The sequence below is a fragment of the Qipengyuania sp. genome, assembly GCF_042095715.1.
In the GTDB taxonomy this organism is placed as follows: Bacteria; Pseudomonadota; Alphaproteobacteria; order Sphingomonadales; family Sphingomonadaceae; genus Qipengyuania.
In genome coordinates this window covers 16,278-36,138 of the sequence record NZ_JBELMO010000010.1, presented here as the reverse complement: position 1 = coordinate 36,138, position 19,861 = coordinate 16,278, and the positions used below count along the sequence as shown (strand labels likewise).

Genomic DNA, 19,861 nt, shown 5'->3' with positions numbered 1-19,861 from the left:
TTCCGGCCAAACCTGTGTTGACGCGGGGGCGAGGCGTCTCTAGCGGCAGGGACTTAGCACACATCGCCGAAAAACCTTGTCACGGAGCGCCCATGGCCCGATCCGCCCTTTCGCACGCGCAACCATCTGGAGCCACGGGGGTTCTGGTCTTTGCCGATGGCACCGTGGTCTGGGGCAAGGGCTTCGGCCACACCGGCCATGCGGTGGGCGAGCTCTGCTTCAATACCGCGATGACCGGCTATCAGGAGGTGATGACCGATCCCTCCTACGATGCGCAGGTCGTCTGCTTCACCTTTCCACATATCGGCAATGTCGGAGCGAATCCGGAGGATGTGGAGAGCCGCGGGTTGGGCGCGGTGGGCTGCATCGTGCGGCAGGAGGTGACGCCGCATTCGAATTTCCGCGCGCAGGAAGAATTCGTCGAATGGATGGCCGCCAATGGCAAGATCGGCCTGTCGGGCATTGATACCCGCGCGCTGACCCGCAAGATCCGCAAGGAGGGCGCACCCAATGTGGTGATCGCGCACTATCGCAAGGGCGAGTTCGATCTCGATGCGCTGGTCAGTCAGGCGCAGAAATGGTCGGGGCTGGAGGGGCTGGACCTTGTCCCCGGAGTGACGCGGGCAGGCCATGAGGAATGGCGGGGCGGGCATTGGCAACTGGGCTTCGGTTATGGCGAAGCGAATGCCGACAAACCGCATGTCGTCGCCATCGATTACGGCGCGAAGGACAACATCTTCCGCTATCTCGCCAAGGCGGGCGCGAAGGTGACGGTGGTGCCCGCGCGCACCTCTCTGGAGGATATCGAGGCGCTCAACCCCGACGGCGTGTTCCTTTCCAACGGCCCAGGCGATCCGGCGGCGACGGGGGAATATGCGGTACCAATTATCAGGGGGCTGCTGGAAGCGGACGTGCCGCTTTTCGGCATCTGCCTCGGCCACCAGATGCTCGGGCTGGCGGCAGGCGCGAAGACCGCCAAAATGCACCAGGGCCACCGCGGCGCCAACCACCCCGTCCAGCGCGTGGGCAAGGAATGGGGCGAGAGCGAGGGACTGGTCGAGATCACCAGCATGAATCACGGCTTCGCCATTGATGGGGACACGCTGCCCGACGGCGTGGAGGAGACCCACGTCTCGCTTTTCGATGGCACGAATTGCGGGATTTCCATCGCCGGCAGGAAGGCTTTCGGCGTTCAGTACCACCCTGAGGCTAGCCCCGGCCCGCAGGACAGCTTCTACCTGTTCGAGAAGTTCGTGGGGATGTTGTGATGAAGGGACGTTTCACCATTATCTGTGCGGGATTTCTCCTCACATTATGCGGTGCTTGCAATGCCGAAGGAGCAAACGCTGTGGTCAGTGATTTTAGTCGTCAAAGTGAGCAGGCAAGCCAAGTGCTAAATGCATTGCAGGAGCACGGTGCCGACTTGAGTAAGCCCCGGAACGTAGTCCACTACTTTTATGATGGCGACTTCCAAGGTCTCGGGGATGCGTTGAAAAAATTGGGCTACCGAACCAGGCCGACTGTTGATGACGACGGAGTAATTGCAGAGCGGGCCGACATCCTGAACGAAGAATGGCGCCTTGGCACTCTTACGCAACTTTCAGAAATGGCGAACCAGTACGGCTGCGAATACGACGGTTGGGAGGCGGCAGTGACGCCGGAAACAGAACAGTAATGCCTAAACGTACCGACATCTCCTCCATCCTCGTCATCGGCGCCGGCCCCATCATCATCGGGCAGGCGTGCGAGTTCGATTACTCGGGTACGCAGGCGATCAAGGCTCTGAAGGAGGAGGGCTACCGGGTCATCCTGGTCAACTCCAACCCCGCCACGATCATGACCGATCCGGAAATGGCCGACGCCACCTATGTCGAACCGATCACCCCCGCGATCGTGGCCAAGATCATTGCCAAGGAGCGGCCCGACGCGCTGCTGCCGACCATGGGCGGGCAGACCGCGCTGAACTGCGCGCTGGCGCTGGATGCGGACGGGACGCTGGAAAAATACGGCGTCGAGATGATCGGTGCGCGCGCCGATGCCATCGACAAGGCCGAAAACCGCCAGCGTTTTCGCGAGACGATGGATGCCATCGGCCTCGAAAGCGCGCGCAGCGGCGTCGCCACCACGGTCGATCAGGCCTATACGGTGCTGGAGCGCACCGGCCTTCCCGCCATCATCCGCCCCAGCTTCACGCTGGGCGGCACCGGCGGCGGCATCGCCTACAACAAGGCGGAATTCGAGCGGATCGTGCGCGAAGGCCTCGACGCCAGCCCCACCACCGAAGTCCTCATCGAGGAATCGCTGCTGGGCTGGAAGGAATACGAGATGGAGGTTGTCCGCGATCGCAAGGACAACTGCATTATCATCTGCGCCATCGAGAATGTCGATCCGATGGGCGTCCACACGGGCGATTCCATCACCGTCGCGCCAGCGCTGACGCTGACCGACAAGGAATATCAGATCATGCGCACCGCGTCGTTGAACGTGCTGCGCGAGATCGGGGTGGAGACCGGCGGGTCAAACGTGCAGTTCGCGGTCAATCCGGCCGACGGGCGCCTGATCGTGATCGAGATGAACCCGCGCGTCTCGCGTTCCTCGGCGCTGGCTTCCAAGGCGACCGGATTCCCCATCGCGCGCGTCGCGGCGAAGCTGGCCGTGGGCTATACGCTGGACGAGTTACGTAACGAGATTACCGGCGCCACCCCCGCCAGTTTCGAACCCACCATCGACTACGTCGTCACCAAGATCCCGCGCTTCGCTTTCGAAAAGTTCAAGGGGGCCAAACAGGAACTTTCCACCGCGATGAAATCGGTGGGTGAGGTGATGGCCATCGGCCGCTGCTTCCAGGAATCGATGCAGAAGGCGCTGCGTGGGCTCGAAACCGGGCTCGACGGGTTCAACCGAGTGACCGAACTGGAAGGCGTCAACCGCGAGGTGATCACCGCATCGCTGTCGCAGCGCACGCCCGACCGCATCCTCAAGGTGGCGCAAGCCTTCCGCGAGGATTTCACGGTCGAGGATATCCACGCCCTTACGGGATACGACCGCTGGTTCCTCCGCGAGATCGAGGCGATCGTCTACGAAGAGAAGATGATCGGCCACAACGGCCTGCCCAACACGGCAGACGAGCTGCGCCGTCTCAAGGCCATGGGCTTTTCCGACAAGCGCCTTGCCACGCTGGCCGTGCGCAGCGTGGGTGTCGCGGGCGGTTTGGGCGAAACCCAGGCGCGCCGCAGCGGCCTGCTCCACGATGCGCTGCGCGCCATGGCCGGCGCCACCAGCGAAGAAGAGGTGCGCAAGCTGCGCCACAAGCTGGGCGTTCTGCCGGTGTTCAAGCGGATCGACAGCTGCGCCGCCGAGTTCGAAGCGATCACGCCCTACATGTATTCGACCTACGAAGCGCCCAGCTTCGGTGAGGCCGAGGACGAGGCCGCGCCCACCGACGCCAAGAAGATTGTGATCTTGGGCGGCGGGCCGAACCGGATCGGACAGGGGATCGAATTCGATTACTGCTGCGTCCACGCCTGCTTCGCGTTGTCGGAGGCCGGGTTCGAGACCATCATGGTCAACTGCAACCCCGAAACCGTCTCTACCGATTACGACACCAGCGACCGTCTCTATTTCGAGCCATTGACCGAGGAGGACGTAGTCGAGATCCTGCGCGTCGAGATGTCGAAGGGCGAGGTTGTGGGTGTGATCGTTCAGCTGGGCGGTCAGACCCCGCTCAAGCTGGCAGCGGCGCTGGAACGGGAAGGCGTGCCCATTCTGGGCACCAGCCCCGATGCGATCGACCTCGCCGAAGACCGGGAACGCTTCGCCAGGCTGGTGAACAAGCTCAAGCTCAAGCAGCCCATGAACGGCATCGCCAAAAGCCGTGACGAGGCCGCCGCCGTCGCAGCGCGCATCGGTTATCCCGTGCTGCTACGCCCTAGTTATGTGCTGGGTGGGCGCGCCATGGAGATCGTGGATAGCGAAGCCCAGCTTGACGATTATATCGCCACCGCGGTCAACGTCTCGGGCGACAGCCCCGTTTTGGTCGACCAGTATCTTCGCGATGCGGTGGAATGCGATGTGGACGTGATCTCAGACGGTTTCGAGGTTCGCATCGCCGGCGTGATGCAGCATATCGAGGAGGCCGGCGTCCATTCGGGCGACAGCGCCTGTACCCTGCCGCCTTACAGCCTGCCCGACGATATCATCGCCGAGATGGAGCGTCAGGCCGAGGCGCTCGCCAAGGCGCTGGAAGTGCGCGGTCTGATGAACGTGCAGTTCGCGGTGAAGGACGGGGAGGTATACCTCATTGAGGTCAATCCCCGCGCTAGCCGCACGGTGCCCTTCGTCGCCAAGGCGATCGGGGCACCCGTCGCCAAGATCGCCGCGCTGGTGATGGCGGGTGAGCCGCTGCACCGGTTCGATCCCTTCGATCTGCGCCCCGCGCACATGGCGGTGAAGGAAGCAGTGTTCCCCTGGTCGCGCTTCCCCGGTGCTGATCCGGTCCTCACACCAGAGATGAAGAGTACCGGCGAAGTTATGGGAATCGATGCGGAATTTCCCGCCAGCTTTCTCAAGGCGCAGATCGGTGCGGGAATGCCGCTGCCCAGTTCCGGCAAGCTGTTCGTATCGGTGAAGGACGGCGACAAAGATATCATCGCACCTGCGGTGAAGGCCCTGCTCGACCACGGTTTCACCGCCGTCGCCACCGGCGGAACCCAGCGCTACCTGGCCGCACAAGGGCTGGACGTGGCGCCGGTGAACAAGGTGGCGGAGGGGCGCCCGCACATCGTCGATGCCATCATCGACGGGGAGATCGCACTGATCTTCAACACCACCGAAGGCTGGCAATCCCTGCTCGATTCGCAGTCGATACGGGCGAGCGCGCTGGAGAAGAAGCTGCCCTATTACACCACCGCCGCCGCCAGCCTCGCTGCGGTGCGCGCCATCACCGAGGTGGACGAAGGGCAGCTTGAAGTACGCAGCTTGCAGGACTATTATAGCTAACGAGACGAATTTCAGCTCTTTCCCGACATTCGCCCGACAACGATCTGCTGACCACAGCGGATAGGTGTCGAATCGTCCGGGGGAGGGCGGGGGCGTGAAAGGACGACATGGCTACCATGGAAAAAGTGCCGATGCTGGCCGAAGGCTACGAAAAGCTGACGGCGGATCTGAAGCTGCTGCGGGCAGAGCGCCCCAAGGTGGTCGAGGCGATCGAGGAGGCGCGGGCCCACGGCGATTTGTCGGAAAACGCGGAATACCATGCCGCCAAGGAGCGACAGGGCCAGATCGAGGCACAGATCGCCGAACTCGAGGACAAGGTCACCCGGGCGCAGATTATCGATCCGACCACGCTTTCAGGGGACAAGGTGGTGTTCGGCGCCACAGTCACCCTGCTGGACGAGAACGACAAGAAGATCCGTTACCAGATCGTGGGCCAGACCGAGGCTGATGCGGCCAAGGGGCGGATCAGCTACAATTCCCCTATCGGACGGGCGCTGATCGGCAAGCAGGTGGAAGAAGAGGTAGAAGTTACCGTTCCTTCGGGCGACAAGTTCTACCTGGTCGATAAAATCGAATTCATCTGACCATCCCGTCCGGCGCAGTTTTCGCCGAACGGCGGGTTGTCATGAGCCTGTTGCGTAAGGCCGCAACGTCACCGGCCACGGCATATTGAACTCGCTCTCCGGCAGTTTGTCCCGTCGGCGTGCCCTGCCACGCCTTGTCGCCGCGGATGTCGTTAAGGCGTCCGGAGACCTGTTTTACCTTGACCCAACGAATTGGGCCGAGCGGCGCTTCAGTCGAAAGAAGCGCGCGCTCGGCCTTATTATTGTCGGCGCCACCACAGCTGGGATCGCCGCGTGTATCTCACGAAGCTCACCCTCAGTCCTTGGGTTCCAGCAGTTTGTGTAGGTGGACGATTACGTATTTCATCTCGGCATCATCAACGGTGCGTTGCGCCGCGCCACGCCAAGCCTCAACGGCGCTGTTGTAGCTGGGAAAGACACCGACCACGTCGATTTCACCGGGGTTCGCGAATTCGACGCTACGTGGGTCTTTCACCCGGCCGCCCATCACGAGGTGGAGTAGCTGTCGGGAAGTCTGCTCGGTGGTTTGTTCGGTCATGGCAAGATCCGTGTGTTCAGGGCTGGGGAGCGAGCGATTCCGCGCGCCCATATGACAAGCGGCGCGACAGGGGAAGCCTGCCGCGCCGCCAGCGTTGCGAATAAGCCCTAGGTTCAGCTGGGCAGGCGACCGCGCAGGCGCTTGAATGCGCGATCGGCGCGATTGCTGCCGTGGCGGGCGGATGCGGTCAGGTAATCGGCGAGCTCATGTGATTCCTCGCTCGCAAGGTTACGCCACCTGCGCGCCCTGTTCGCTGCGGTATGGCCGGCCTCCGAAAGACGGTCACCACTTGCCTCGGCCACCTCGCCGGCGGCATCGAACAGGCCCAAAGCGTAAGCGACGGCGGCGTCGGTGGCGACGCTCGCCATGCCACCGGCCTTGCGACCCAGTTCGCGGCCTGGGCGCGTAAGGGCCCCGATGATCAGCGCGCCAACGGCCACGGCGGCTATGGTTTTAAGCGGATTTTCCTTCACGAACTCCAGCGCCTCGTCAGCCATAGCCTGCGCCTGTTCGGCGAAGCTGCGCTCCTCGTGCCGCGCTTCGCTCGCCGCGATTTTTTCACGCAGCGCTTCGCGCTTTTCCTCGTCGGTCAGGATTTTGGTCCCTGTCTCTTCGCTCATGCTAAGCTCCTGAAAATGAAAATGTGTGTGTCGTCAGAAGATCGAACGGATGCCGTGGCCCTCTTGTTCCGCTTCATCCGCATCTTCTTCCTGAAGTCCGACCGCCTGAAGGATCGGATTGCGCGCGAACCATAGCACAACAGCCGCGAGGATCGCGGCGAGGGCCCCCTTGTTGTCGGCGGCGACATCCATCGCTTCGTCGTAGACGTCGCTCGCGCCCTCGGCGAGACGATCCATGGCCCGCGCTCCCACGCCGCGTGCCCGGAGGTCCGCCTTGATATTGCGGATATCAGCCCGCACCAACTCACGCGCGGCATCGCGAAGATGCAGGTCGGCGATCATTTCTGCGCGTCGCGTTGTGCTCATGCCGCTGGATCCTGTGACGAATGGTCGCTGAACGCCTGGCGGATGTCATTCACCTTGCCGCGCAGCTTAATGATCATGATGACGCCACCAATCAGCAGGGCCAGGACAACGATCGCCGTAGCCAGCCACGGCCCGACCACCGGTGTGAGAGCAATAACTATGCCCACTGTAAGTGCGATCAGCGCCAGATGCAGAAAACCGAACGCCATCGCGCCATAGACAGCCGCGAACTTAAGCCGGTTGCCGGCAAAGCCTGCACGGCTCTTCTGAAAGGCAACTTCGGCTTCGAGGTAGGTCTTACCGTCCTCGAACAAAGCCTCGACATCATCTATCAACGAGTGCCTCGTGGCCGCCGACGAGCTATCCTCGTCGGCGACCGGTGGCAATTCATCCACGAATTCCGTGCGCCCCTGCTGCACCCCCGATTCCTGGCTCAGCGCCGTGAAAACAGGCGCGAGAGCATGAAGCCGAACACGGCGGCCATGCCGACAACCGTGGCCGGGCTCTTGCGCACGAATTGGCGGGCGTCCTCGCCCAGTTCGTCGACGGTCTTCTCGTCGAGACGCGAACCGTAGTCGCGTAGGCTGCGCGACGCAGTGCGGGCATAGTCGCCGTATTTGGCACCCAGCTTCTCGTCCACGTAGTAAGCATTCTCGTCGATGGTCTGGCCCAGCATGTTGAGTCCTTCGACGACCTTGCCCTTGCCCTGAGTGGCAAGATCCTTGCCCTTCACGCGGGCGTCTTCGCCATAGGCCTTGGCATCGCTCGCCCAGCCCTTGCCGCGCTTCTCAGCCTGCCCGCGATAGGCGCCGGCACGCTCGCTCGCCTCGGCCTTGAGTGCCATGGCGCCCGCCTTGGCTTCCTTCACCGCCGCGTTGAAGCGGGATTTGGCCTCGGTTTTGTGATTTGTGGTGCCGGGTGTCGTGGTGGGGGTGGCAGGCGTAAGCGTCTCGGTGGTCATGGTAGTATTCTCCGCTGGAGTTTTGGACCGCGTCGCCCGCTTCGGCGTGGTGCCGGCGGCGGGCGTCTTACGGGTCGATGCCGCGCGCTTCCTGGGGGTTGGGGTGGTCGGTGTTTCTTCGGCCATCTTGAAGCTCCCTCTTTGATGCGCGCGGCGGATCCGCACGATTGTCCGGTATTAGTCGTTCGAACGCGGCTTGCGCCGCAATGTTCCGCCGCATAAGCGCTGCCGCGACACAATGTGGCATGGGATCCGAATTAATCGGTGTCCTGGGCAGATACAACACAACTAGCGGAGGCCATATGACCGCCATCATCGACATCCACGCTCGCGAAATCCTCGACAGCCGCGGCAACCCCACCGTCGAGGTGGATGTGCTGCTCGACGACGGCAGCTTCGGCCGCGCTGCAGTCCCCTCCGGCGCCTCCACCGGCGCGCACGAGGCGGTTGAGCTGCGCGATGGCGACAAGGCCCGCTATCTGGGTAAGGGCGTGACCAAGGCGGTCGACGCGGTCAACACTGCCATCGCCGACGCGGTTCTGGGCCTGGATGCCGAGGATCAGCGCGACATCGACCAGGCGATGATCGATCTCGACGGGACGGAGAATAAAGGATCGCTTGGCGCCAACGCCATCTTGGGCACCAGCTTGGCGGTGGCCAAGGCGGCGGCCAACGCGCGCGGGCTTCCACTTTATGCGTATGTCGGCGGGGTGGGTGCGCATGTGTTGCCGGTGCCGATGATGAACATCATCAACGGCGGCGAACATGCCGACAATCCCATCGACATCCAGGAATTCATGATCATGCCCGTGGGCGCGGACAGTATCGCGGAAGCGGTGCGCTGGGGTGCGGAGGTGTTCCACACGCTCAAGAAGGGCCTGTCACAGAAGGGGCTGTCCACCGCAGTGGGGGACGAAGGAGGCTTCGCTCCCGATCTCGCCAGCACGCGCGATGCGCTCGATTTTATCATGGCCTCGATCGAACAGGCCGGATTCAAGCCGGGTGAAGAGATCGCGCTGGCGCTCGATTGCGCCGCGACAGAGTTCTACCGCGACGGGAAATACGAGATTTCCGGCGAAAACCTGTCCCTATCGGGTGATGACATGGCGATTTTTCTCGACGAGCTGTGCCGCGATTATCCAATTCGTTCGATCGAGGACGGCATGTCGGAGGACGATTTCGAAGGCTGGGGTGCGCTCACGCAACGCATCGGTAACACGATCCAGCTTGTGGGCGACGATCTGTTCGTCACCAATCCTCAGCGCCTGAAGCAGGGCATCGCAGACGAACTCGCCAATTCTCTGCTGGTAAAGGTCAACCAGATCGGCACGCTGTCGGAGACATTGGACGCGGTGCGGATCGCGCAAGTGGCGGGCTATACCGCAGTGATGAGCCACCGCTCGGGCGAGACGGAGGATTCTACCATCGCCGATTTGGCGGTCGCCACCAACTGCGGCCAGATAAAGACAGGGTCGCTGGCCCGGTCCGACCGGCTCGCGAAGTACAACCAGCTCATTCGTATCGAGGAAGAGCTGGGTAGCAGCGCGGTTTATGCAGGCAAGGAGTGCTTCGGTCGTCTGACGCGGTCGTAAAGCTAGACCCCCCTTTCGTTATGTATCGAAACACGGTCGTTTCGTCGGCGTTACGTAACAGATGGTCCGTGCTTGATCTTCGTTACGTAACGGATTGACGGCTGCCGCGGTATCGTTACATAACGGGGTCATGGCGCTCTCAAATGCACAACGACAGGCCCGCTTCCGAGAACGCCAGCGCGAAGAGCAACTCCGGCGTATCGGCCCCGGCGATATCGAAGCCGCCGCCCGCCTATGGTACGAAGCGGTTCATGCCGCTTGGCCGCAACCCGGTGCTCCCGATTTCGACACGTGGAAAGCGGCGCAGGCCAGCCTGCCTGGCGGAGGGCGATGGGCCGATTTCGTGCCCGACGATCCAGATCCGTCTAGCTATGCCGGGATCGCGCCCGAGCACGCGGAATTCCTGGCCAACGTCGGCGCGGTGGTCGCGGCGGCCCGGCATCCGGCATGGAATAACACCTAGGCGCTTGCTCTCATAGCCGCTTTCCCTCCAAGCTTGCGCCCGAGGGCGAATCTTGAGAGGGGTCGAATGTCCAAATCTGTCTATGTGATCGCGGCAGCCGCCGTGTGTCTTGCGGGCCAGGCGCAAGCTGGTGACACCGTTCTCTATGGTGCGGCGCCAGATTGGGTCGAAGAGGTGCCCCGACCGAGCGCCGAAGGAGCGAAGTCTCCGCTGGTCCTCTTCGACATTCAGCAACGCATCGAAGGCGGCATGCTGACCGCCCATGTCGACCAGGCGTTTGTCCTCAACAGCCCTCAGGCGCTGACCCAGGGCGGCACCACCGGCGCGCAATGGATGCCCGACAAGGGCGATCTCACCATCAACAGGGTGGCCATCCTGCGCGGAGAGGAGGAGATCGACGTGCTGGAAAGCGGGGCACGCTACACCGTGCTGCGCCGAGAGAGCAATCTGGAGCGACGCATGTTGGACGGCATCCTGACCGCGACCATGCCCGTCCCCGGTCTGCGCATGGGCGATATCCTGCGCGTATCTTACACGGTCACGAGCCGCGACCCGGCGCTGGACGGCAATGTGCAGGCGACCGTGCCCCTGTTAGCCGAACCCGTGGCGGCCAGTTTCGCACGCGTCCAGATGTCCTGGCCCAAGGGACAGGACGTGCGCTGGCTGGCCGGGCCGCGCGTCGAAGGCATCGAGGAAGCGGACGAGGGCGGGTATCATATCGTCATGGTTCCGCTGCCGCTGGCAAAGCCCGATCCTATGCCGGAGGACGCGCCCTCGCGCTTTGTCCGCCCGCCGATCCTGCAGGCGGGCACCTTTGCCGGTTGGCAAGAGGTGTCGCGGCTGTTCGCGCCGCTTTACGATCCGGCGGGCACCATAGCCCCTGGCAGCGCGCTCGAGCGTGAGGTGGATGCCATCGCCTCCGCCAGCAACGATCCCCTGGTGCGCGCGGCTCGCGCCACGCAACTCGTCCAGGACAAGATCGGTTATCTGCTGAATGGCATGAACGGCGGCAATTACGTACCCCAGTCGCCTGCGGAAACGTGGGATACACGCTATGGCGATTGCAAGGCCAAGGCGCTGCTGTTGCTGGCGATGCTCGATCGGCTCGGCATCCAGGCGGAAGCCGTGCTGGTCAACACCGCGCTCAGCGATGCGACATCGGATTTGCTGCCGATCCCCGGTGCCTTCGACCATGTCTTCGTCCGCGCCGAAATCGATGGAATGAGCTACTGGCTTGACGGCACTTCGGCCGGCACGCGGGTGCAGAACATCGCCGACACGCCGCCTTTCAGGACGGTGCTCCCCGTGCGTGCGGAAGGCGCTGGCCTGCTGGCGCTCGCGCCCCGGGTGCCCGCCGCCCCCGATACCATCGTGGATATGACCGTCGACCAGCGCGCCGGCGTGGAGGTGCCTGCCATCGTCAGCGCGAGGATTCAGATCACGGGCCCGATCGCCGATCAGATGAGCGCGCAATACAAGAATTTGACGCCGGAGCAGGCAGACGACACGTTGTCGAGCTTCGCCCAGTCCGTCACCGATGAAATCTATCTTGCCGAAGGCGACATGATCTTCGATGCGGAAAACGCGACGGCCACCGTGACATACAAGGGGGTGGTGACGTCTGGCTGGCAGAACGATGGCGGCCGTGTGCGGCGCACTCTCGACGAGTTCGAAAGCGCCGGGCTCGAATTCGGCCCCAATCGTGCGCGCGCTGCGTGGAAGGACATTCCGGTCGAGATGGGAGCGCCCACCAATATGCGCACCACCGTACGCTATCTGCTTCCAGATACCATCGACGCCTTCGAACTCACCGGCCTCGATGATCTCGATACGACATATGCCGGGCGCCATCTCGTCCGCACAGTGTCGCGATCCGGATCGGAACTAACCGTGATCGAGCATGTTACGAGCGAAGGCGGCGAACTGCCCGCCAGCGAAATCGCCGCCGAAAAACGCAAAATCGCCGCCATATCGGGATCGCCCCCGGCGATCGTGACCGAAGCGCACCCCATGCGGCGCTGGCAATATGCCGACAAGGATAAGCGCAAGTTGCTCGACCCCATCGAAGCAGCCTATTCCGCCGCGATCGCGCGCGACGAGGAAGACGCGACCGCTTGGCTCAACCGCGCCCGCTTTCTCCACGGCACTTTCGATTACCGCGGTGCCATCGCCGATTTTACCAAGGCGATCGAACTGGAGCCGGAAACGGAGTATTACCAAGCGCGCGCTTCCGCCTATGCCTCCCTCAACAACACCGAAGCCCAGATAGCCGATTACCGCCACGTGTTCGAACTGTCGCCATCGCTGGAGACGGCGGCGGCACTCGCTCTGGCGCTTGGGGAAGCCGGACAGACGGACGAAGCCATGGAGCTTATCGATCAGTTCGACACCGGCGGATCCGACCGCGATACGGTAGCACAGACCCGCGCGGAAATCCTCGCCTGGGCCGGGCGGCAGGATGAAGGCCTCTCGGAACTGCAAGCCATGATCGCGCGGCAGCCGGGGCGCGGCGATCTGGTCAATTCGGAATGTTGGTATCGCGCGCGCTTCCGCGTCGGGCTGGACGATCTGATGGACGTCTGCAACGCCGCAGTGGAACGTGCGAACTTTGCCGCGGGCGCGCTCGACAGCCGGGCGCTCGCCTGGTTGCAGGTCGGCCAGCCGGAAAAGGCGAAGGCCGATGCGCAGGCCGCGCTGGCACTTCAGCCGGGGCTTTTCGTCACCCGCTACGTGCTGGCCCACGCCGAACGCGCGCTGGGGGACAAGGGCGCCGACGCCTTCATCGACTTTTTCGGCAAAGCCTGGCCGCATCTGGCCAAGCAATACGCTAGCTACGGGCTGAAGCACTGAAGGACGCGGTGCGCAGTTTACCAGGATAGGTTCGCACGGCGCTGAGCGGCCAAAGCTGGGGTATGCGCATCGGGGCGGGCGGGGATCGCTTGACTTACAATCGTGCACTGGCGCGATTGCATATCGGCTGCGTATAGCAGGCGATTGCATATCGGCTGCGTATAGCACCGTGATGGGTTCACCTCTCTCTCCCGAAGCCTTAAAAACCAGCCAGGAACACAAGGCCAAGATCGCTCCCGACGTTTCCTTCGGCTTTTCTGATCCGGTGGATGTGCTGTTGGAGGCGCCGGTAAGCGTCCGTCGCGGCATTTATGATGTCGGATTTGTAGGGGCGTATAGCTTTGTCGGCGGTCGAGAAACATTTATCCGTCATGTTTCTAACATTGGCCGCTTCTGTTCCATCGCGAGCAATGTAGTAGCCGGACAGGTCGAGCATCCAACGGATTTTCTGTCAGCATCTCCTGTTCTCACTGGCTTCGATGAGTTCGGAGACCTGAGCGGATTCTACAGCGAGAACCGCGCGATGGTCGACAAGGCTGCGAGCACTCTCAATGCATCCATGTCTAACCGGGTCGAAAAGATCAATATCGGCAACGATGTCTGGATTGGCGAAGGTGTCTTTAATCGGCGCGGCGTACATATAGGCGACGGTGCAATTGTCGCTGCGAGATCGGTGGTCACCAAAGATGTCCCGCCCTATGCGATCGTTGGTGGCACACCCGCGAAGATCATTCGATATCGGTTTGACGCCGAAATCGTCGAAGCGCTTCTGCAACTACGGTGGTGGAATTATGGCCTTTCCGCTCTCGCTGGCGTTGATTTCACTGACGTTCGTAAAGCGATCCCGATAATTGAGCGCAACATTTTATCGGGCCTGGCCCAGCCTTACAACGGAGTGATAGTCAAAATCGGCGTTGATGGCGAGGCGACCGTCTGGCGCTACTGCGGCCAAAAGAATGTATTGATCCCATACGACAGGGGTTACCGCGCTTTGCCATTGGCGCGAATGGAGTTCGCGAGCGCCCATGGATACAGGTCTCGGTCGAACCATCGGCTATTCCGACTTGCGCTACCAAGACGTCTTTTCGCTGTCTTGGTGCAGACGATCCCTAGGGCACTCATGTCGGGAACTGCGTCCATAGCCTATCGCTGGTCTTTAGCTGCCCCAAAACCCCTCGAGGCGGGGCCTAAGCGCCTTTCTCCTCGCGCTCCACCTCATGCTCAATCTCTTCCTTGACCGGCTCCACTCGCTCCATGACCTTCTTGTTCTTGGGGCTTATCAGATATTGCCAAACGCCCCAGGCGTTTATGAGCAGCAGCACCGCGTTCATGGCCGCGATTGGCATGGCGTCCGTCGTCAGGCCGGATACGATCCATGTCAGGGACACCACGCAGAACAGCACGAAGCCCCAGCCCGTGGCCTTGCGGCCCATGTCGGCGGCGATCAGGCCGGCGGCCAGCATGGTGCCGATGGCCGCGATCCACTCGAGCGGGCCGTTCATGGGGCGGGGGCTTGGAAAAGCATGGGCGCGAGATGCGGGCGAGGGAACTTCGGCTCAAGCTGAACCCGATTGATCATTGATGTATCGCGACGTCACCCTGCACATTGTGATGTGATGTCGGACTTTGAGCGGTACTGTCGAAGGTGCCTGCGATCCATTCACTTAACAGCGGCGATAACCGCATAAGCGACCGGAAGACCGTGCGAGCGAGGTTTCGGAGCGGCTAGTTCGTGTAGCTCTCCCGGAGCTTCAGCAGAGCCATTGCCGCCTTGGCCGCCTCGCCACCCTTATCCTTTTGCGCGGGATCGGCGCGAACCAGCGCTTGCTCCTCGTCCTCGACCGTCAAAATTCCGTTACCGATGGGGATCGCATCCATCGTCAAGGCCATAATTCCCCGTGCACTTTCGCCCGCAACGATTTCGAAATGATAGGTTTCCCCCCGGATGACCACACCGATGGCAACGAAGCCATCGTAGCGCGCGCTTTCGGCTGCCGTCGCGATCGCGGCGGGAATTTCCAGCGCACCTGGCACGGTAAGTACCTCTACCTGGTGACCCTCCGCTTCCAGCGCCGCGCGGGAACCCGCGATAAGCATATCGTTGAGATGACTGTAGAACCGCGCTTCCACGATCAAAAATCTGGCCATTAGTCTTGCTCCCCTTCGAAGGGCTCGCGGCCCACCACTTTCAGGCCATAACCCTCCAGTCCCACCACCGTCCGATCGCTGTCGGACAGCAGCACCATCTCGCTGATGCCGCGATCCACGAGGATTTGAGCCCCGATGCCATAATCGCGCAATTCGCCGACTTGGTGCACGTGTCGGCCGATCTCGGCCCTGAGATGATCCGGGCTGGAAGGCATTATGACCACAATCACCCCGGCGCCGCGCTCCCCGATCACCTCCATGGAACGCTGCAATTGATGCTTGCGCGGTCCCGTCTGGCCCAGCAAGTCGTCGAAGATTGAAATCGCATGCATCCGCACCATCGTGGGGCTGGCGGGATCGACATGGCCCTTCTGCAGGACCGCATGCGTCGCGCCAGATACCTTGGAGCGATAGGTCATCGCCCGCCAGTCGCCGCCATATTGCGACTTGAGGGAGCTTTCACTTACCATTTCAACTAGATGGTCGTGCTTCATGCGATAGGCTATGAGGTCGCGAATGGTGCCGATCTTCAGGCCATGCTTGCGCGCGAAACGGGTCATGTCCTCGAGTCGGGCCATCGTACCGTCATCGTTCATGATCTCGCAGATCACGCCAGAAGGGTTAAGCCCGGCAAGACGCGATATATCCACCGCCGCCTCGGTATGGCCGGCGCGGACCAGGACCCCGCCGTCGCGTGCGGCGAGTGGGAAAAGGTGGCCCGGGGTGACGATATCCTGCGGCCCCTTGGTCGAATCGATGGCCACTGCGACGGTGCGTGCTCTGTCCGCGGCGGAAATGCCCGTGGTGACACCCTCCCTGGCCTCGATCGAGACGGTGAAGGCGGTCTGCATGGCTTCCGTGTGATTGCGGCTCATCGGTTCCAGGCCAAGAGCATTTATCCGGCTGCGCTGCAGGGCCAGACAAATCAGTCCGCGCCCGTGCGTCGCCATGAAATTGATCGCTGCCGGAGTGGCCATCTGGCCCGGTATGATCAGATCGCCCTCGTTCTCGCGATCCTCGTCGTCAACAAGGATGAACATGCGTCCGTTGCGGGCCTCGTCGATGATTTCCTCGATGGATACGAGCACCGGATCGTCACTGTGTTCGTCGAGAAAGCGCTCCAGCTTGGCGAGCGTGTCGGCAGTGGGGTTCCAATTATCCAACAAGCAGGATTGCAAGGTATTGGCATGCAGGCCCGCAGCCCGCGCTAACCCGCTCCGAGTCATCTCTCCGGTTTCGATGATTTCGCGCGTGCGTTCGATCGTAGTGCTCATTACGCGCGTTTATCACATCGCAATGGTAGGGGAAAGCGTCGAGTTCACACCAGAGTGTAGGGTGGTATGGGAAAAGCTGGCGATGCAGTGCGATCTTCCCGGAAAACACCGCCGCTCTCACAATTTTGGCTGAAGAATGGTGGACGCACTAGGGCTCGAACCTAGGACCCGCTGATTAAGAGCTGGCCTTAAACCCTTGGCAAAGCGTCGCAAATTGTTGCATTCGGTTGCTTGGGGAACACCATTGCGTGACCTAAGCGTTTGCGAGCTGTTGTAGATTGTTGTACCCTGAAGCAGTCAATTGTCCGCTTCTGATGCCCCATTGGGACCCCGTTCAGAAACACGAAATTCATTAAAGCCGAAAATCCTAGAAAGTGCCACGCGGCAGTTGATCTGTCGCGGACATGGAGGCCTCGGTTCTTGGAACCGGGCGGTGCGCGACAGCCTCAAATCAGGCGGTCCTGCCCTTCGGAGGCTTGACTTCGCCGCTTCTGACGTCGTTTGAATTTCCATGGTGGTTCTGGATTATCCATCGCCCACAGGCCGCGGCGATTGCGCTGGGCGTCATTCTGCGCCTCGAAATATTCGTCCTCCCGATCAAACGCCCATTGCTCGACAACCCAAGCCCAGCCGTTCACGATCATCTCAAGCTCGATATTGCGGGTAACAGGGCGAGCCTTCTTCACCGAACCCGCGCCGCATTCGCCATTCAGGTAATATTCGATCTCCCCGACCTCCATCTGATCGGTCAGGAACGCCATGCAGAGTATCCGTTTGTAGGGGTCAATGGGCATATAGCCGGTCGATTCCTTGCCGATGGGGTCTAGACGAAGTGATTTCCGGGCTATGAGGCTGGTCAGGAAGTCTTTTGACGCTTGCCCAAATGGCTGTTCCATCTCCGGCGCATCGATGAATGCAAAGCGAAACGGGATGCGCTCGACCCATGCCTCCCGGATGGGATTCCACACATTCGCAAGAAAGCCGTCGCCGTCAAAGACCTTCACGACAACCGCATTCAGCGCCGCGTCAGAGGTCGTCGGGCCAGGATCATCTGGGACGATAATCACTAAAGGACTCTGCATGAATGTTGCGCGGCAGTCATCATTGGTTGTTTCCGAGCGAAGGTTAGGGCTGAGCACTCTCCAGACTGCCCCCAGACTGCTGGATCGCATTCGCCACGAGGCTGCGAACTGCATTGAGGAAGGCGACTGTATTCGGCTTCATTTCCGGACCCGGCACAGGCGCAGCGTCGTCAAAAATGCCCTTGATCTCTTCGGCCCGTTCAAATGTAGAGCCCGGACCGCGTCGGTCAAACGCGGCGTTCCATTGCGGTTGTTCCTCATCAATGATTCGGCTGCGGGCAACATCGTGCAGGGTCGAGAAAACGGCTTGCCGGACGCTGGCAAGGGCTTCCTGCGCTTCGGTTTCATCTGCAGGGTCACGGGTCCATTTAGACGGATTGTCCAAAAAGCGTGAGACTTGTGTTTGAAGCTCGCGGATAACATCGGCGACTGGCTGGAGTGAACCATAGCTGTCGAGGCCAAACACGATGCGGCGGTTGAGCGCCTTAACCGTTGCCCAATGAGCTTTCGGAACATTTGACCGGACTGCAAGGCCCAGCCGGGTCGCCCATTGATCATGGAACTTCTGCGTTGCGGCTTGGATCGCGAAGTCAAGACCAAGCAAATTGTAAATGGGGGCAGCATCAGGGGTCTTAGGAGGTGCGACCGCCTTGAGGCAGCGTTCAACCAACCGACGTAGTTCGCCCTTGATAGCAGGGGGCAGCTTACCGGTATTCAACTGGAGTCCGCCAAGCATGAAGGCGTCGTGCTCTACGGCTCGCAAGAGGGAGTTGGCGACGCCACCACCGATGACCTCTTTCAATGACCCAACGCCGTTGCGGACGGATGCCATAACATGCTGACGCTTTTCGGCTGGGCCGGGGAGGTTGTCACCTTTGATCTGGTCGAAGTGCGTGAACACCACGGCCAGCTTGCCGTAGTGGCCGCTGGTCCCGACTGCCGACAGGACAGCAAGAGGTGACGCCTGCATAGGTTGTTCCGCGTTGTCGACCAGCACAATCACGTCGACTTCGGCAAACCGGCGAGTAATTTTGGTGGTGACGCTGGCGGTGCTATCGGCGGTATGCCCTAGTCCTTGGCCATCGATCAGAACGAGTTGAGGCAGGTCGTCTGTAAATGTTGGTTCGAACGGCCCACTTACGCGAACGCCATCAACCAGAGGGGTCAGCAAGCGTCCGAAAGATGGCGCATAATTGCTGGAGAACCAACGAACCTGCTGAATGAACTCATCTCGTTTGTCGGTTTCAAATGTCCACTCGATCGGCCAGCCAGACCGCTTCCGATCAAATGTGCCCGCGCTGACCAGATCGACCCTCGTCAGAATGTCGTCGATAATGTCATTTACCAAATCGCTGAACAGGGGTGATTGCCCAAGCTCCGGTTCAATCAGCTCTAAAGCAGCGTCCTGTTCGTCAGGCTTGGCGGTATCAAACGAAATCTCAAGCTCAGCCAGAATGGGTTTTGCAATCGTTTCCGCAAGCTCGATCACACGCGCCAAATATGACCGCAGACGCTCTTGATGCGTTACCGCATCCGCTTCCGATACAGCGTCCACGTCATCGACTTGCTCCGGAATTACGGTTGGTTCACCGCCAAAATTCCAATCGTCATCGCTGCTGATTTCTTCAGTCGTCTTCCGCTTCTTCCAACTCCCCAATATGTAGCTCAGACGTAGGCGCTGATCGGGATGATTGAGCAGCCTTTCAACAATGCGCTCGTCATTTTCTCCCTCCAGCGCTGCCGCACAGGCATTGAAAACACATTCTTCAATCCCACCGCGAGTGTCTGCTTCGGGGAAAAAGGTGACCGCAGCACGGTACCTGTCCGGGGCGATGATGACTTCGGTGTCGGCGATTGTCGTCTTTGCCGTGGAGGTCGAAGGAAAACGATCTTCATCTGGATCGGTGCCAATCAGATGCCGGACTAACGAGGTCTTGCCTGCGCCAGTGGTTCCAACCAGCAAGACCCGCGAATAGCCATCATCACGACCGGGTAATGGCAGCAGCGATTGGCGAATGGCCCGAGTGTCTGTCTGGGCTGGTTCTACTTCGTCATAGAAGGCGTCCACAACCCGGCTATCGAATTCTGCAAGCGCCTCTGCGCGCCGCGTAATGCTCCACCAGCGGTCATCACCGAGGAGCGCATTCATTTGCCGAACAAGGTGTTCTGCCTCGTCGGCAGAGGTGGTGCCTAGCCCCCGCCGCACTTTCAATCCCGGTTTGTTGCGGGAATCGCGCCTAAGCGGATGCCGAAAGTTAATGCTCCAGCCGGGACGGCCCTGAGCTTGCGATTTTGACGCCGTGTATATCGTCATGCCGTCCTCGTTGTTCCGCGTTGTGGCATTGACCTAACGGAGAGACTGGCAGCCTGTCAAGAGCGCTTGGA

At 61.1% G+C, this 19,861-nt stretch carries 18 protein-coding genes; 8 read left to right on the top strand and 10 right to left on the bottom strand.

Features of this window, described 5'->3' with window-relative positions; all coding sequences use genetic code 11:
- Window positions 1-92: 92 nt before the first annotated feature.
- From carA to greA, 4 genes are all read left to right on the top strand, one after another.
- Entirely contained in the window at window positions 93-1,268 is a 1,176-nt protein-coding gene (carA, locus tag ACFDTG_RS04390; protein ID WP_375289797.1) for a glutamine-hydrolyzing carbamoyl-phosphate synthase small subunit, read from the top strand.
- A complete protein-coding gene (locus ACFDTG_RS04385) occupies window positions 1,268-1,675 on the top strand; it encodes a ribonuclease E inhibitor RraB (protein WP_375289796.1) in 408 nt (135 codons plus the stop codon). The genes carA and ACFDTG_RS04385 overlap by 1 nt, the downstream gene beginning before the upstream one ends.
- Window positions 1,675-4,998, top strand: a complete 3,324-nt coding sequence (gene carB / locus ACFDTG_RS04380) for a carbamoyl-phosphate synthase large subunit (RefSeq protein ID WP_375289795.1) — start codon at window positions 1,675-1,677, stop codon at window positions 4,996-4,998. The genes ACFDTG_RS04385 and carB overlap by 1 nt, the downstream gene beginning before the upstream one ends.
- A gap of 107 nt (window positions 4,999-5,105) precedes the next feature.
- Window positions 5,106-5,582 (top strand): transcription elongation factor GreA, encoded by a 477-nt coding sequence (gene greA / locus ACFDTG_RS04375; protein ID WP_375289794.1) that lies wholly within the window; start codon window positions 5,106-5,108, stop codon window positions 5,580-5,582.
- Between the two features lie 295 nt (window positions 5,583-5,877).
- On the opposite strand, the gene ACFDTG_RS04370 is transcribed toward greA, so the two are convergent.
- The 5 genes from ACFDTG_RS04370 to ACFDTG_RS04350 form a co-directional block, all read right to left on the bottom strand.
- Window positions 5,878-6,120, bottom strand: a complete 243-nt coding sequence (locus tag ACFDTG_RS04370; protein ID WP_375289792.1) for a DUF4170 domain-containing protein — start codon at window positions 6,118-6,120, stop codon at window positions 5,878-5,880.
- Between the two features lie 113 nt (window positions 6,121-6,233).
- Window positions 6,234-6,740 (bottom strand): hypothetical protein, encoded by a 507-nt coding sequence (locus ACFDTG_RS04365; protein ID WP_375289791.1) that lies wholly within the window; start codon window positions 6,738-6,740, stop codon window positions 6,234-6,236.
- Window positions 6,741-6,773: 33 nt separating this feature from the next.
- Window positions 6,774-7,106, bottom strand: coding sequence for a hypothetical protein (locus tag ACFDTG_RS04360; protein ID WP_375289789.1), 333 nt, complete (start codon window positions 7,104-7,106; stop codon window positions 6,774-6,776).
- Window positions 7,103-7,525 carry a phage holin family protein gene (locus ACFDTG_RS04355; protein ID WP_375289788.1) on the bottom strand — a complete coding sequence of 141 codons (423 nt, stop codon included), beginning with the start codon at window positions 7,523-7,525 and terminating at the stop codon, window positions 7,103-7,105. The genes ACFDTG_RS04360 and ACFDTG_RS04355 overlap by 4 nt, the downstream gene beginning before the upstream one ends.
- A gap of 14 nt (window positions 7,526-7,539) precedes the next feature.
- Window positions 7,540-8,193 (bottom strand): hypothetical protein, encoded by a 654-nt coding sequence (locus ACFDTG_RS04350; RefSeq protein WP_375289787.1) that lies wholly within the window; start codon window positions 8,191-8,193, stop codon window positions 7,540-7,542.
- Between the two features lie 176 nt (window positions 8,194-8,369).
- Between ACFDTG_RS04350 and eno the strand changes: the two genes are divergently transcribed.
- The 4 genes from eno (at window position 8,370) to ACFDTG_RS04330 (ending at window position 14,209) form a co-directional block, all read left to right on the top strand.
- Window positions 8,370-9,659: a phosphopyruvate hydratase gene (gene eno / locus ACFDTG_RS04345; RefSeq protein ID WP_375289786.1), complete on the top strand. Its 1,290-nt coding sequence runs from the start codon at window positions 8,370-8,372 to the stop codon at window positions 9,657-9,659.
- 130 nt (window positions 9,660-9,789) lie between these two features.
- Window positions 9,790-10,122 carry a hypothetical protein gene (locus ACFDTG_RS04340; protein ID WP_375289785.1) on the top strand — a complete coding sequence of 111 codons (333 nt, stop codon included), beginning with the start codon at window positions 9,790-9,792 and terminating at the stop codon, window positions 10,120-10,122.
- Between the two features lie 66 nt (window positions 10,123-10,188).
- Window positions 10,189-12,972, top strand: a complete 2,784-nt coding sequence (locus ACFDTG_RS04335) for a DUF3857 domain-containing protein (RefSeq protein WP_375289784.1) — start codon at window positions 10,189-10,191, stop codon at window positions 12,970-12,972.
- A 172-nt stretch (window positions 12,973-13,144) separates the two neighbouring features.
- A complete protein-coding gene (locus ACFDTG_RS04330; protein WP_375289783.1) occupies window positions 13,145-14,209 on the top strand; it encodes a CatB-related O-acetyltransferase in 1,065 nt (354 codons plus the stop codon).
- On the opposite strand, the gene ACFDTG_RS04325 is transcribed toward ACFDTG_RS04330, so the two are convergent.
- The 5 genes from ACFDTG_RS04325 to ACFDTG_RS04305 all read right to left on the bottom strand — a co-directional run bounded on the left by ACFDTG_RS04325 (window position 14,160) and on the right by ACFDTG_RS04305 (window position 19,790).
- Complete coding sequence (locus tag ACFDTG_RS04325; RefSeq protein ID WP_375289782.1) at window positions 14,160-14,474, bottom strand: hypothetical protein; 315 nt, start codon at window positions 14,472-14,474, stop codon at window positions 14,160-14,162. The two genes, ACFDTG_RS04330 and ACFDTG_RS04325, sit on opposite strands and share 50 nt — an antisense overlap.
- Before the next feature lie 223 nt (window positions 14,475-14,697).
- Entirely contained in the window at window positions 14,698-15,120 is a 423-nt protein-coding gene (gene ribH, locus ACFDTG_RS04320) for a 6,7-dimethyl-8-ribityllumazine synthase (RefSeq protein ID WP_375289781.1), read from the bottom strand.
- Window positions 15,120-16,394, bottom strand: a complete 1,275-nt coding sequence (gene ribB / locus ACFDTG_RS04315) for a 3,4-dihydroxy-2-butanone-4-phosphate synthase (protein ID WP_375289780.1) — start codon at window positions 16,392-16,394, stop codon at window positions 15,120-15,122. Before ribB ends, ribH begins: the two co-directional genes overlap by 1 nt.
- A gap of 446 nt (window positions 16,395-16,840) precedes the next feature.
- A complete protein-coding gene (locus tag ACFDTG_RS04310; protein WP_375289779.1) occupies window positions 16,841-17,533 on the bottom strand; it encodes a thermonuclease family protein in 693 nt (230 codons plus the stop codon).
- Window positions 17,520-19,790, bottom strand: coding sequence for a hypothetical protein (locus tag ACFDTG_RS04305; protein ID WP_375289778.1), 2,271 nt, complete (start codon window positions 19,788-19,790; stop codon window positions 17,520-17,522). Before ACFDTG_RS04305 ends, ACFDTG_RS04310 begins: the two co-directional genes overlap by 14 nt.
- Window positions 19,791-19,861 lie beyond the last annotated feature (71 nt).

Coding starts and splice junctions, on each gene's coding strand:
- ACFDTG_RS04385 (WP_375289796.1), top strand. CDS start 1,268: ATGAAGGGACGTTTCACCATTATCTGTGCGGGATTTCTCCTCACATTA.
- ribH (WP_375289781.1), bottom strand. CDS start 15,120: ATGGCCAGATTTTTGATCGTGGAAGCGCGGTTCTACAGTCATCTCAAC.
- ACFDTG_RS04360 (WP_375289789.1), bottom strand. CDS start 7,106: ATGAGCACAACGCGACGCGCAGAAATGATCGCCGACCTGCATCTTCGC.
- carB (WP_375289795.1), top strand. CDS start 1,675: ATGCCTAAACGTACCGACATCTCCTCCATCCTCGTCATCGGCGCCGGC.
- ACFDTG_RS04305 (WP_375289778.1), bottom strand. CDS start 19,790: ATGACGATATACACGGCGTCAAAATCGCAAGCTCAGGGCCGTCCCGGC.
- carA (WP_375289797.1), top strand. CDS start 93: ATGGCCCGATCCGCCCTTTCGCACGCGCAACCATCTGGAGCCACGGGG.
- ACFDTG_RS04370 (WP_375289792.1), bottom strand. CDS start 6,120: ATGACCGAACAAACCACCGAGCAGACTTCCCGACAGCTACTCCACCTC.
- ACFDTG_RS04330 (WP_375289783.1), top strand. CDS start 13,145: ATGGGTTCACCTCTCTCTCCCGAAGCCTTAAAAACCAGCCAGGAACAC.
- greA (WP_375289794.1), top strand. CDS start 5,106: ATGGCTACCATGGAAAAAGTGCCGATGCTGGCCGAAGGCTACGAAAAG.
- ACFDTG_RS04340 (WP_375289785.1), top strand. CDS start 9,790: ATGGCGCTCTCAAATGCACAACGACAGGCCCGCTTCCGAGAACGCCAG.
- eno (WP_375289786.1), top strand. CDS start 8,370: ATGACCGCCATCATCGACATCCACGCTCGCGAAATCCTCGACAGCCGC.
- ACFDTG_RS04335 (WP_375289784.1), top strand. CDS start 10,189: ATGTCCAAATCTGTCTATGTGATCGCGGCAGCCGCCGTGTGTCTTGCG.
- ACFDTG_RS04350 (WP_375289787.1), bottom strand. CDS start 8,193: ATGGCCGAAGAAACACCGACCACCCCAACCCCCAGGAAGCGCGCGGCA.
- ribB (WP_375289780.1), bottom strand. CDS start 16,394: ATGAGCACTACGATCGAACGCACGCGCGAAATCATCGAAACCGGAGAG.
- ACFDTG_RS04365 (WP_375289791.1), bottom strand. CDS start 6,740: ATGAGCGAAGAGACAGGGACCAAAATCCTGACCGACGAGGAAAAGCGC.
- ACFDTG_RS04325 (WP_375289782.1), bottom strand. CDS start 14,474: ATGAACGGCCCGCTCGAGTGGATCGCGGCCATCGGCACCATGCTGGCC.